Source organism: Leptolyngbya sp. O-77, from assembly GCF_001548395.1.
In the GTDB taxonomy this organism is placed as follows: domain Bacteria; phylum Cyanobacteriota; class Cyanobacteriia; order Elainellales; family Elainellaceae; genus Thermoleptolyngbya.
In genome coordinates, this window is sequence record NZ_AP017367.1 from 2,293,530 (window position 1) to 2,305,689 (window position 12,160).

15 protein-coding genes are annotated in these 12,160 nt (G+C 55.2%); 10 read left to right on the forward strand and 5 right to left on the reverse strand.

What is annotated here, in order from left to right; genetic code table 11:
* Window positions 1-330: 330 nt before the first annotated feature.
* A complete protein-coding gene (locus tag O77CONTIG1_RS09805) occupies window positions 331-759 on the forward strand; it encodes a hypothetical protein (protein ID WP_156435126.1) in 429 nt (142 codons plus the stop codon).
* Between the two features lie 61 nt (window positions 760-820).
* Here the strand turns inward: O77CONTIG1_RS09805 and O77CONTIG1_RS09810 are convergent, their stop codons facing one another.
* Complete coding sequence (locus tag O77CONTIG1_RS09810) at window positions 821-1,837, reverse strand: sulfate/molybdate ABC transporter ATP-binding protein (RefSeq protein WP_068510177.1); 1,017 nt, start codon at window positions 1,835-1,837, stop codon at window positions 821-823.
* Between the two features lie 324 nt (window positions 1,838-2,161).
* On the opposite strand from O77CONTIG1_RS09810, the gene O77CONTIG1_RS24440 reads away from it, so the two are divergent.
* The 4 genes from O77CONTIG1_RS24440 to ftsZ all read left to right on the forward strand — a co-directional run bounded on the left by O77CONTIG1_RS24440 (window position 2,162) and on the right by ftsZ (window position 6,249).
* Window positions 2,162-2,668: a hypothetical protein gene (locus O77CONTIG1_RS24440; protein ID WP_172799659.1), complete on the forward strand. Its 507-nt coding sequence runs from the start codon at window positions 2,162-2,164 to the stop codon at window positions 2,666-2,668.
* An 81-nt stretch (window positions 2,669-2,749) separates the two neighbouring features.
* Window positions 2,750-3,169 carry a hypothetical protein gene (locus O77CONTIG1_RS09820; protein ID WP_084782462.1) on the forward strand — a complete coding sequence of 140 codons (420 nt, stop codon included), beginning with the start codon at window positions 2,750-2,752 and terminating at the stop codon, window positions 3,167-3,169.
* Between the two features lie 258 nt (window positions 3,170-3,427).
* The gene (locus O77CONTIG1_RS09825; RefSeq protein ID WP_068510181.1) at window positions 3,428-4,444 is read left to right on the forward strand and encodes a cell division protein FtsQ/DivIB; all 1,017 of its coding nucleotides are present in this window, start codon (window positions 3,428-3,430) and stop codon (window positions 4,442-4,444) included.
* Between the two features lie 596 nt (window positions 4,445-5,040).
* Window positions 5,041-6,249, forward strand: a complete 1,209-nt coding sequence (gene ftsZ / locus O77CONTIG1_RS09830) for a cell division protein FtsZ (RefSeq protein WP_084782464.1) — start codon at window positions 5,041-5,043, stop codon at window positions 6,247-6,249.
* A gap of 22 nt (window positions 6,250-6,271) precedes the next feature.
* Here the strand turns inward: ftsZ and O77CONTIG1_RS09835 are convergent, their stop codons facing one another.
* A complete protein-coding gene (locus tag O77CONTIG1_RS09835) occupies window positions 6,272-6,511 on the reverse strand; it encodes a TIGR02450 family Trp-rich protein (RefSeq protein ID WP_068510182.1) in 240 nt (79 codons plus the stop codon).
* 179 nt (window positions 6,512-6,690) lie between these two features.
* Between O77CONTIG1_RS09835 and upp the strand changes: the two genes are divergently transcribed.
* The 3 genes from upp (at window position 6,691) to O77CONTIG1_RS09850 (ending at window position 8,228) form a co-directional block, all read left to right on the forward strand.
* The gene (gene upp / locus O77CONTIG1_RS09840) at window positions 6,691-7,341 is read left to right on the forward strand and encodes a uracil phosphoribosyltransferase (protein WP_068510184.1); all 651 of its coding nucleotides are present in this window, start codon (window positions 6,691-6,693) and stop codon (window positions 7,339-7,341) included.
* A 125-nt stretch (window positions 7,342-7,466) separates the two neighbouring features.
* Entirely contained in the window at window positions 7,467-7,772 is a 306-nt protein-coding gene (locus O77CONTIG1_RS09845; RefSeq protein ID WP_068510187.1) for a hypothetical protein, read from the forward strand.
* 177 nt (window positions 7,773-7,949) lie between these two features.
* Window positions 7,950-8,228, forward strand: coding sequence for a YggT family protein (locus tag O77CONTIG1_RS09850; protein ID WP_084782466.1), 279 nt, complete (start codon window positions 7,950-7,952; stop codon window positions 8,226-8,228).
* Between the two features lie 34 nt (window positions 8,229-8,262).
* Here the strand turns inward: O77CONTIG1_RS09850 and O77CONTIG1_RS09855 are convergent, their stop codons facing one another.
* Entirely contained in the window at window positions 8,263-8,772 is a 510-nt protein-coding gene (locus O77CONTIG1_RS09855) for a hypothetical protein (protein ID WP_317134238.1), read from the reverse strand.
* Window positions 8,773-8,941: 169 nt separating this feature from the next.
* On the opposite strand from O77CONTIG1_RS09855, the gene O77CONTIG1_RS09860 reads away from it, so the two are divergent.
* Both O77CONTIG1_RS09860 and O77CONTIG1_RS09865 read left to right on the forward strand, forming a co-directional pair.
* Window positions 8,942-9,673, forward strand: coding sequence for a hypothetical protein (locus O77CONTIG1_RS09860; protein WP_068510189.1), 732 nt, complete (start codon window positions 8,942-8,944; stop codon window positions 9,671-9,673).
* Window positions 9,674-9,847: 174 nt separating this feature from the next.
* Window positions 9,848-10,303 (forward strand): Fur family transcriptional regulator, encoded by a 456-nt coding sequence (locus O77CONTIG1_RS09865; protein WP_068510190.1) that lies wholly within the window; start codon window positions 9,848-9,850, stop codon window positions 10,301-10,303.
* Window positions 10,304-10,456: 153 nt separating this feature from the next.
* Here O77CONTIG1_RS09865 and O77CONTIG1_RS28345 read toward each other — a convergent pair whose 3' ends face one another.
* On the reverse strand, window positions 10,457-11,056 hold the full coding sequence (locus tag O77CONTIG1_RS28345) for a proton-conducting transporter membrane subunit (RefSeq protein WP_410503495.1): 600 nt from the start codon (window positions 11,054-11,056) through the stop codon (window positions 10,457-10,459).
* Window positions 10,989-12,035, reverse strand: coding sequence for an NADH-quinone oxidoreductase subunit M (locus O77CONTIG1_RS09870; RefSeq protein ID WP_410503496.1), 1,047 nt, complete (start codon window positions 12,033-12,035; stop codon window positions 10,989-10,991). The genes O77CONTIG1_RS28345 and O77CONTIG1_RS09870 overlap by 68 nt, the downstream gene beginning before the upstream one ends.
* Window positions 12,036-12,160 lie beyond the last annotated feature (125 nt).

A 12,160-nucleotide genomic window follows, 5' to 3' on the forward strand; every position in this document is an offset into this window, starting at 1 on the left:
TACGCATTACATTACGCATTACATTTACGCCCTGTTGCGTCTTACAAACTCTCTGCTGTTTCAGCAAGAACCCTTAGCAACAAGCAGCCCATCGCATTAAAACTTTAATATACGACCTGCCTTGTTGGAGCGGCAGCCGAGATCGAGGAAGGGGCGATCGCCCCTTTGATCCACGCGATCTGCAACAATCTGTCTTTGCCCGTCTCCGCCCCGTTCCATCAAGCAAGCATAAACCCTGCCTCAGTAATATTGCGGATTTTTGGCACTGGTGATTTGCTAGAGCGATTCCGTAGATTTACAGGGCTTTAGACCAACGTTTTAGACAGGGCTTTGACAGGTATGACTGAGGCAGATTTGGCTTTGGCAAAGGCATTCTTGCTATTTTCAGTAGCGGGGTATACAATCACGGCGGCCAACGCCTATTCCCAACCCCACTCTGTTCCGCAGGTGGTGGCTGGTTGGGCAGACTCGGTGATGACGGGCATGAGGGGCGATCGCGCCACTAAGGTTCCGTCATCAATTCCGTCATCCATCCGGTCGTCGATGCTGGCAAACCGGAGTGGTGATATCTCCTCATCGTTTTCGCTATACCTGAGCCAGCGCCCGGCCCTGTTCTTAGACCGTGGGAAATTTCTCAACCCTAATGCGCCAGTCTCGCAGGGTGCGGCAAACTCGCCTCAAGGAGTTTCTAGGTTTCCAGCTCAACCGCTGACCTTGCCGCCCGTGCTGACGAAGGCCGAATTCCAGTTTCAGCTTTAGTGCTGCTAGATTCAAGTCGAGCGTTTTGCCGATCTCTCAGTTGCAGCCAGGTGCAGACCGGCTAGATGGAGTAATACAGCGGGAACGCCTTGGCATCTTTGGGTTTGACATAGACTCGCTGATTGGGCTGTAGCTGTAGCTCATCGAAGCGATCGCGCGTCAGGTGCGCCGTCAGCACTTGCCCGTCGTCCAGCGTCAGTTCTGCCTGGATTTCCCAGCCCAGATGAATAATCCGGCTGACGCGGGCGGGAACCGTCGTGCCATTGGGCTGCACTTCTACCATCACGTCCTGTGGGCGCAGAAAGACTTCCGGATGGGGCGAGTCGAAGCCGTTGCCCTGGAAGATATGCGAAGTGCTGGGCAGCACGTTCACCGGCCCAATGAAGCTCATCACAAAGGCGCTGGCGGGATGGTCATAAATCTCCGCAGGCGTACCCATTTGCTCCACCCGTCCCTGGTTCATCACCACAATTTCATCAGAAACTTCCATCGCCTCTTCCTGGTCGTGCGTGACGAAGACCGTGGTGACGTGAACCTCGTCGTGGAGCCGCCGCAGCCAGGCCCGCAGGTCTTTCCGCACCTTGGCATCCAGCGCCCCAAAGGGTTCGTCGAGCAATAGCACCTTGGGTTCTACCGCTAGGGCCCGGGCCAGGGCCACACGCTGCCGCTGCCCGCCTGAAAGCTGAGATGGATAGCGATCGCCCAGTCCATTCAACTGCACCAGATCCAGCAGTTCCTCAACCCGCCTTTTTACCTTGTCTTTGGGCACTTTTTGGAGTTCTAGCCCAAAGGCGATATTTTTTCGCACGGTCATGTGCTTGAACAGGGCGTAGTGCTGAAACACAAAGCCGATGTTGCGATCCTGAACGCTGGCGTAGGTGGCATCTTTGCCCGTCAGCAAGATGCGCCCCGTGTCAGGCATTTCCAACCCCGAAATCAGCCGCAGCAGGGTGGATTTGCCAGAGCCAGACGGCCCCAGCAGCGCCACCAGTGACCCTGTTTGGATTTCCAGGCTGACCTGATCGACCGCGCAAAAGCTGCCGAAGCGCTTGGATACGTTTTCAACAACAATCCCCATTGTTCAAAGATCCCCCAAAACTGGTGAAGCGGAGTGCAGCCGGGTGGTAGGTTAAGGAGGCTGGGCGATCGCCCCACGACTCGTCAGAATATCACCCCAAACAGTGCTTCAGTGAGCATAGCTCAATGCTCAATGACGGATGAAAGTCCGGTTTTCAGATGTACTTTCTGTAGATTACAGCACTCCCCGAAAGACTGCAACGATTTTAGAGTGCGATCCCAGCCCAACGGTTCAATAGACTATATGAACTTTTCTCGATGAAAAACCGTCTAGAGAGAGTCTGGAAATTCTTTTGGAAGAATCGAAATGAAAGGATTGAAAAAAATGTTGCGACGGGTTTTATGGGTAACTGCGCCTGCCGCGCTGTTGGTAGGATTGGCAAGTTGCTCAGGTGGGGTTGATCCAGCGAATACAGCCCGTGCGCCCGAAGTGGCTACTGCGGAGGGTCAGCCTGCCGCTTCATCAGAAACTAGCCTGACAGCCGCCGCATCGGGTCAGGATTTGACCGTTCTGTTCAGCCGCGTGTGGCGGATGACGCAAGCCCCGTCAGAACCCGCACCGGGCAGCATCTATGTATTCCTGCCCAATGGCACCTTTTTACAGACCTCCTGCGTGGAAACCTACGCCCTGTCGGGCTGGACAGTTGATAAAGACGCGCCAAACGTGCTGAAGGTGAGCGAGAATGGACAGGTCGCCCTGACTGCCGAGATTTTGGAACTGACCAACACCACGCTGAGGCTGCGGCAAACCCTGGTTCGTAGTGGTGATACGCAGGAGGTGACGCTGAGTGCGATAGAGGACGAGTTTATCTGCCCCGATTTTCCCCGATAGCGCCCAAGGGCGATCGCCCTGAGGTTCCAGTCTAAGCAGAGTTTCCGGCGTTTTCTCAGGCATTTTCTCAGACGAGCGTTCATGACAAGAGGATTGCTGTGGCTGCCCCTGCTGGCGGTGTTTTGCTGGCTGGCCTGGGCCGGCTGGAATGAGTATCAAAAGCTGGAGGCCTATCGCCAGTGGGCCGCTCAGTTTGAGCGGGCAAAGTACGACATTCTGGCTGCGCTGGGGCAGCGGGGCGATGAGCTAGTGTGGGGCAAGCCGACGCGCCAAGGGCCAGTGGCGCTGCAAACCGTGAAGCTGGGCGATGTGAGGGCGATCGCCCTACAGGTTGATGGCGAGGCTCTGCCGCTGGATGCCCCCCCCGAAACGGGACGAAATCTGGCAATTGCTTTGGAATTGCCGAATGGGGCGGTCACCATCCCCTTCACAGACTTGACCCTAGCTGTGGAATGGGGACGGTTCCTCCAGCGCCATCAGCAAACCCTGCCGGAACCATAGCCTGACTGCAAACCTGCTGGTTTCGCCGTTTCAATGCTTTGCCCAGCAAAGTCTTCAGAAAGCCTCGATCTCGTCTTGATCTCTTGTGGCAATTTTGCAAAAACAGGATATACCAGGGAAAGCAGCGGGGCTTTGCCTGGAATCTGTCTTCATCGGCAAGCCTCAAATTCAGTGAATTAAGTTTAAGTGAATAGTGAATTAAGTTTAAGTGAATTAAGTTTAAGTGAATTAAGTGGCAGGGGTTCACGACCAAGATTCATGGCGGATATTGTTTCAGTCTCACGGGCGGAGCTAGCCAATCGGCGCAGGCGGCTGCGGCAACAACGTCGCTGGCGGGCGTTGAAGGGAATCTGGCGGCTGTCGATGGTGATGGGCATGGCGGGGGGTGCGGTGTGGCTGCTGACGCACCCTGCCTGGGTTATCGCGTCGCCCCAGCAGGTAGAGGTGGAAGGGAATCGGCTGCTGTCGGACGATACGGTGAAGTCGATGTTGGAGATTGACTATCCCAAAGCGCTGTGGCAGCTTAGCTCCGAGGCGATCGCCCGCCAGCTAGAGTCCCAGGGCATTATTGCTCAGGCATCGGTGACGCGCCACCTATTTCCGCCCAGCCTGACGCTTGCCGTACAGGAGCGCGATCCCGTGGCGATCGCCGTTCTGGCACCGCCGATTGCCGGAAACGAGACTGCGATCCTCAAGGATTCCACCGCGAACGCACCCAGCCCCCCGCCAACCACTGGACTGCTGGATGCCACAGGTTTCCTCGTGCCGATGGATGAAACCACCGTGCTGGAAGCAGGGCTAACGCTGCCTACTTTACGAGTTGTTGGTTTTCGGGTTGAACAACACGAGGAATGGGCCAACTTCTACCGAGATCTAAGCCAGCACCAGCAGCAAACCCCAGGGGCGATCGCCATTCAGGAAATCGACTGGAGCAACCCGTCCAACCTCATCTTGACCACTGAGTTGGGAGCGGTTCACCTGGGTGGCTACAGTTCTCGCTTCCCGGCCCAACTCCGCGCCCTTGACCAACTTCGACAATTGCCCACCAAGCTTGATCTCAGCCAGGTTGTCTATATTGATCTACAAAACCCAGATAATCCCCTTATCCAAACGCGAGACATGCGCCTCCCTGGTACGTCATCCAATCCTGATGATGAGGCTAGCTGGGATCAAGAAACTGGGGCCGCGTCAAACGCTGAGACGGGAAGCTTGAGCGATCCGGCCAGTTCTGCTCCGGTTTCCGATCCGGCGATCGCCCCACCCGCTGCTTGGTAGAGCCAGCGCCCCGCCCCCGTCGGTTCAAATCGGCTCAACGCTGTCACCCAAGAACTTTCGTTTGTTTTCCAATCAAGTTGCACTATATTTAGTTAGAATTAGACCTCACATTCCTCCCTGAGAAATCGTCCAGAAATCTCTCGGATCACGCTAATGGATCACGCTAATAGAACGCCGATAGCGATTGGCTCTGATTTCCACTGGGTTTGAGCGTTTGACTGGTTTGGGTTTCCACCATGAATAATCTGGGTGTTCTGCGATCGCTCTCGAATGACCAGAGCCACTGCTCATAGCCCCACCCCCAGTCCCGGTCAATTGGATCGTGTCTAAGTCGATCGTTCCAATCGACCGTTGCAGTGAACCGTTCAAGTTGATCGTTCAAGTTCCGTTCAAACTAAATGTCCAAATCCGCCGAGCCTGAGGCTGCATCAGGCATTTCCACTGCTCCGTAGCCTCTTTGCGTTAGCGAACGTTAGAGAATTGCCATCAAAGGTGGAATTTGGAGATGTGGATGCGGACTGCGCGTGTAGTATTGATGTAAATATAATGCCTGGGCTTTCTTGCCTGGTTAACGAATTAAGCCACTTTTTTGACCAATGAATAATGCGAACCCTTTTGCCAATGCAGGCGCGAACTCTGGGCTTCATCTAAACCAGAGCCACGACACGAAACCGTCCCTCTCAGACGACTCTGGATACAGCGACATCGTGCCGAGCAGCCTGGCCCGGATTAAGGTCATTGGCGTGGGGGGAGGCGGCTGCAACGCGATTAACCGCATGATTGCCAGCCAGGTCTCTGGAGTCGAGTTTTGGTCGGTCAATACTGATGCTCAGGCGTTGACCAATGCCGCTACGCCGAACCGCCTCCAGGTGGGCAAGAAGCTGACCCGTGGGCTGGGCGCAGGCGGGCATCCGCCCGTGGGTGAAAAAGCAGCCGAAGAATCGCGGGATGAAATCGCCACTGCCCTAGAAGGGGCTGACCTCGTGTTTATCACCGCAGGCATGGGCGGCGGCACGGGCACGGGCGCGGCCCCGATTGTGGCAGAAGTCGCCAAAGAAGTCGGCGCTCTGACGGTCGGTGTGGTGACTCGTCCCTTTACCTTTGAGGGCAAGCGTCGCACCTCTCAGGCCGAAGAGGGCATCGCGGCGTTACAGAGTCGGGTAGACACGCTCATCGTCATTCCCAACGACAAGCTTCTGACGGTGATCTCAGCCGAGACCCCGGTGCAAGATGCGTTTCGCGTCGCAGATGATATCCTTCGCCAGGGCGTTCAGGGCATTTCCGACATCATCACCATTCCGGGTCTGGTGAATGTAGACTTTGCAGACGTGCGGGCAGTCATGGCCGATGCGGGGTCTGCCCTGATGGGGATTGGCATTGGCACGGGCAAGTCGCGGGCGCGGGAGGCGGCTACGGCTGCCATTTCGTCACCGCTGCTGGAATCTTCTATCGATGGCGCACGGGGCGTGGTGTTCAATATTCGCGGTGGCTCTGACCTAACGCTGCATGAGGTGAATGCGGCGGCCGAAATCATTTACGAAGCGGTTGATCCCAATGCCAACATTATCTTCGGCGCGGTGATTGACGATCGCCTCCAGGGAGAAGTCCAGATTACGGTCATCGCGACGGGCTTTGCGCCGGGTGAGGTGGCAACGTTGCAGTCTAGCCGGGTAGCTCCGCTCAAGCGCACGGTCACTGCTCCACCCATTGGCACTATGCCCACTGCGCCCTCCGCCGATCCGCGCCTGCGACCGGGGCTGGATATTCCCGAATTCTTACAGCGTCGCCGTCCGCCGACCCGCTAGGTTTTTGGGTTCATTTTTGGGTTTACTCAATGGACTGTTCCTGGAGCGATCGCCAGCCTGCCTGCCAGAGCGATCGCTCTTTTAGCTGCTTTGCATTGATCCAGAACCGCACGCTGGGATCACAGGATGCCACCATCTCAGCAAATACCCACTCGCCCTCATTTTTGCGGTTGACCACCTGAAAGTGTCGCCAGCCCCAGGTGGTTTGCAGCGAAGTCCACTTAGACCCTACTAGATGGGGAAATTTTTGCTTTTTGGGCATCGTTACTCCTCACGCCAAAGCAGTCTTGCAACGCAATTCCTGGGGAAAAAACGTTGATATGATAATCCAGATTGCCTGCCCGTGCGACCTATCAAGCCGCGTCTCCAGGGTGATATTGCAGAACTTGCAATCATTGGTCGATTTGCGCTTTTTCTATCTACGCTAATCCCTAACCCCTTATGTCCCTGACCCTCCGCGTTTACGTCCCCTCCCATCCGCTCATCAAGCACTGGCTCTCGGTTGCCCGCGACGAATCAACCCCTACGGTTTTGTTTCGCAGCGCCATGACCGAGCTGGGGCGCTGGCTCACCTACGAAGCCACCCGCGACTGGCTGCCGACCACCGAGAGCGAAGTGCAAACGCCCCTGGCCCCCTGTCCAGCCACCTTCATTGACCCGGAGGTGCCGATTGTGGTGGTGCCAATTTTGCGGGCGGGGCTGGCGTTGCTGGATGGAGCGCAGGCGCTACTGCCGCTGGCCTCGATTTATCATGTCGGGCTGGTGCGAAATGAGGAAACCCTGGAAGCCAGTTGCTATCTCAACAAGCTGCCAGAACAGATGCCGCCAGGGACGCGGGTGCTGGTGACGGACCCGATGCTGGCGACGGGTGGCTCTAGCCATTCGCTGTTAAAGCTGCTAGTAGAGCGGGGTGTTGATCCGGCGCTGATTCGGATTGTGGCGGTGGTGGCGGCTCCCCAGGCCTTGCAGCTATTGGGGGCAGACTTCCCAGCGCTGTCGATTTTCACAGCGGCCATCGACGAAGGGCTGAACGATCGGGGTTATATTGTGCCAGGGCTGGGCGATGCGGGCGATCGCACGTTTGGCACTTGAGAAGGGGCGCTGAAGAAAGGACACTTGAGAAACCCACTGAGCAATCACATGCCCAGTAATCGACTTAACGGTAGACTAAAGGGTATCTGAAATAACCGCTAGTGGCGATCGCGGAGAGAAAGGGTATGAGTCAGCAAGATAACTTCTTTGGCGGGTTTTGGGTCGGCGCAATTGTGGGCGGCGTGGTGGGCGGCGTGCTGGGCGTGCTGGTTGCCCCCCGCCTCTCGCGGCAAGACTCGCTAGAGAGCAAAAAGGGAGACCGTCATTTGCCCCTGTCTGAGCAAAACAGTGAGGACTCTCGTCGGGGGCTAGAGGACAAAATTGCCCAACTCAACGACGCGATCGATGACGTGCGCCAGCAGTTGGGCGGGGTGAACGGCGGCAACCGGGTCGAAGGGATGGAACGGGTGCGGGGCGATCGCCCTTACTAGCCCCCTTGGAAAGCTTGTGAAAAGCCCATCTCTGAGAAAGCCCCCTCGAAGCCTCATTCAAACTAGCCTCATCCTGTAGAAATCCTGGAAGTCGTCAAGCGCCCGCTGGCTTCCAGGTCGTGTAGGTTAAACTGAGTGTTAAATGAGTTTAGTTCGCCATTATTCATCCAAACGCCCATGAGTGGTTCTACTATGCTGGTTGCCCAGTCCCTCTCCACCTTCATCTCGATCTACACGACAATCCTGATCATCCGCATCCTGCTTACCTGGTTTCCCAGCGTCAACTGGTATAGCCAGCCCTTCGCCGCCCTCAGCCAAATCACTGACCCCTACCTCAACATCTTTCGTCGCGTGATTCCGCCGCTGGGGGGCTTTGATTTTTCGCCGATCTTGGCAATTTTTCTCCTGCAATTTTTGGGGCGCTTTCTGGAAAGCGCCGCCTATGCTGCCTTCTAAGCCTTCTAACCCTTATAAGCGGTGACCCAAGCGGCTATCGGCGGACAGTCCCTGCAAATCCTGCTGCCTTGAACTGCTCCAGCTTTAGCGGCGTGGGCTGGTTTTCGGACACGCTGATGCGGAGTTCAAAATCGCTGACACCGGGCGGAACTTCGTCGATCGATCCCAGTCGAGTCCGGTTTTGCATCACTGGGTTATCGTTGGCATCGTAAATACGACCGAAAATGTCGGCGTTGTAGATGTCCTTGTTGGTTGGATTTTCGGCTTTGCCCGTAATGATGTAGCAACTCGCGGGCATACTCGTGCCGCCAGGAGTGACAGCGCCTTCGCCCAATTCTTCTGGGCAGACTTGATAGGACAGGTCAAATAGCCGAATCTGCACGAGCGCTAGGGCTTTGGGTGCGTAGAACCAAGGGGCGATCGCCATACAGGCCGCCAGGAAAATTACGAAAACGCGCTGAAGGCGGAAGTTAAACCAGTTCATCATTGCAGGGAATAGCGTAGACAGTAGCAGAATCCAGGTCGAAATCTGGAGAGTAGGCATGGAGAAATGGCTACCCTCAGCGTACCTGAATCTGGGGGCACAGGGGGTTAGCCAGCCTATTTTTCCAGCCTATTTTTATAGATGACTTCGCAGATGACTCTACAGATGTAGTGGCATAATACAAAGTTAACTTGCAGAGCTAACGGTTGCGAAGCAGAGTGAACCGCGCATGACCCCTGCCGAGATTGAAGCTGCTTTGAGGGTCGCTTTCGATGCCTGTGATGCCGAAGGCTATCCTCTGAGTTTGGAACAGCAGAGCCTGTTGTTGCAGCTTGTGGCGCAACAGTTAGAAAACGGAGCGGCATTGTCTGCACCCGACTCTGCTGTCTCTGATCGGGACAAGCCAAAGGACAAGCCAGAGGATAGCCAAAACAACCCGCTGGATGCGCTCACGGTAGATCAGCGGCGGGCGTTTTTGGACTATGTGCAGGAGACTCAAGCCAGCGGGCGATCGTGGAAGGCGCAGTTGCTTAATGACTGGCTGCGAGGAAATGATTCTGGCCCGGTGCAGTTTGTCCGCGATCAGTTTGGGCTGAACTGGTTGGAACAGGTGCGTCCTGTGCATCTGGCGGCCTACGCAGAGGCAGCGTTGCGGCTGAAGGTGGGCGATCGCATCGAAGTTGCAAACAGCCTCTGGGAATGGGTGCAAGACGACGGCCCGTGCAGCCGCGAGTGGTTTCCCTGTACCGTTATCTCCGTTAATGAACCAGCCCCGCGAGAATCCGCCAATAGCCAATCTGCCAGCAGTGAACCAGAACCCACAGGCATGTCAGAGGCTTCCGAAACCCGACAGGCAAGCTGTTGCGTCCGATTTGACAACGGCATGGAATACGAAATTCAGGGTGTTTATGAGTGGAATCGCTATAACTGGCGCTGGGCTAGGGAAGAATCCCGGTTCTGAGCAGGTTTGACGAAAATCCCGCCTATTCTCCTGTTTTAAGGCGTTCCTGTTATAGAAACTCTAAAAGATTTGTGAAGCCTAAGTGGGTATTATTCTCAATAAGCAAGTTTTCTTGCAAATACTCGATTTATTGTGTATCCTTCTCAATAAAGCAACCTTATTGAAAAGGTGCCTATGACTGCCTACACTGCGACCTCACTAAAGGCTGAACTTAACGAGCGGGGCTGGCGCTTGACCCCTCAGCGCGAAACGATCCTGACAATCTTTCAGAACTTGCCCAAGGGCAATCATCTCAGCGCTGAGGACTTGTATAACCTGTTGAACGAGGAGGGGCATCATATTAGCCTCTCGACGATTTATCGCACGCTCAAGCTGATGGCCCGCATGGGCATCCTGCGAGAGCTAGAGCTGGCCGAGGGCCATAAGCACTACGAAATCAACCAGCCCGCGCCCTATCATCACCATCACTTGATCTGCGTCCGCTGCAATAAGACAATTGAGTTCAAAAACGATTCCATCCTGAAAACGGGCAGCCGCGTGGCTCAGAAAGAGGGCTATCACCTGCTCGACTGCCAGCTTATTATTCATGCTGTTTGTCCAACCTGTCAGCGATCGCTCCTTCCGATTTAGCTTCTTCTTCGATTGGGTTCAGGGCTGATTGATCTGCCAGTTTTGACGGCTTCTGCTACAGATCTCCTAATTTAGCTCTCATAACAGCCAAAAAGCCCAGAGTTGACAGACTCCGGGCTTTCCTGTTAACGGCTATCGGCGCGACAGATCAGGCTAGAGATTGGACGAAATCTCAGGAGCCTTGAGCAACGCCTGTTTTGAAAGCGTCGCGGTTTCTTTCTCCGCAGCGGCGATCGCAAAAGATTCCTGAAGCTGGGCTGTCACCTGCTCGGTCGTAGAATCATACATCTGCGTAATCAGCTTGGGATAGAACCCGATGCCAATAATCGGGATCAGCAGCGACGCAATGATAAAGACTTCGCGGGGTTCAGCATCCACCAGCACCTCATGCTCCACGAGTTCCTGGTTTTCTGGCCCATAGAAAATCTCTCGCAGCATAGACAGTAGATAGATCGGTGTCAGGATCACGCCCACCGCCATGAGCGTAATCACGATAATTTTGAACGTCTGGTCGTAGGCATCGCTGGTGGCAAAGCCCACAAACACCATCAGTTCTGCAACAAAACCACTCATCCCTGGCAGCGCCAGCGAGGCCAGGGAGCAAGCCGTGAACATGGCAAAAATCTTGGGCATCTTTTTTTGCCCACGCCGCCCATTTCGTCCAGGGATGAGGGTGTGGGTTCGGTCATAGGTTGCGCCTACTAGGAAGAACAGGCTGGCTCCAATCAGCCCGTGGGACACCATTTGCAGCATGGCTCCGCTCAGTCCCAGGTTCGTAAACGAAGCGATCCCAATCAGCACGAAGATGTGGCAAATTTTTTCGCTTCAGGTTTCGCTGGGCAAAGGAGGTCAGCGCGGCGTAGATGATATTAACCACGCCCAAAATTATCAGAATCGGCGCAAAGCGGACATGGGCATCCGGCAGCATCTGCGCATTCATCCGCAGCAGCGCGTAGCCGCCCATTTTCAGCAGAATGCCCGCCAGCAGCATGTGAACTGGAGCCGTCGCCTCGCCGTGGGCATCCGGCAGCCAGGTGTGCAGCGGGAAAATCGGCAGCTTGACCGCATAGGCAATCAGGAAGCCTGCGTAGACCAAAAGCTGGAACTTGAGCGGGAAGTCCTTATCCATGAGCGATCGCATGTCAAACGTGACCGTATCGCCATAGAACGCCATCGCCAACGCTGCCACCAGAATGAACAGCGACCCGCCTGCGGTGTACAGAATGAACTTGGTCGCCGCATAGAGCCGCTTTTTGCCGCCCCAAATCGACAGCAGTAGATAAACCGGAATCAGCTCCAGTTCCCACACCAGGAAGAACAGCAGCATATCCTGCACAGCAAACACGGCGATTTGTCCGCCATACATCGCCAGCATCAGAAAATAAAACAGGCGCGGCTTGAGCGTGACCGGCCACGATGCCAGAATTGCCAGCGTCGTGATAAAGCTCGTTAACAAAATCAGCGGCATCGAGAGTCCGTCTGCCCCCACCGACCAGCGCAGGTTGAGCGACGACACCCAGGAGTAGCTCTCGACCAGTTGCAGGTCAGAGCGGCTGAAGTCGTATTGTGTATAGAAAGCGTAGACCGTCAGCGCGAAGTCAATCAGTCCAATGATGAGGGCGTACCAGCGGACGGTCTTTCCGTCTTTATCGGGAAGAACCGGGATCGCCAGTGATGCAAGGACAGGCAATAGGATGATGGTTGTTAACCAGGGAAATTCAGCAGTATTCATGTAGAAATTTAGATTTCAAACGTTCGGAGCAGGTTTCTGAGTAAGTTTTCTGGACAAAATCTGAAAGGATTAGCTTTATAACTTGCAATCTCGCTTGCAACCCAACTGCGATTAATGGTTGAAGA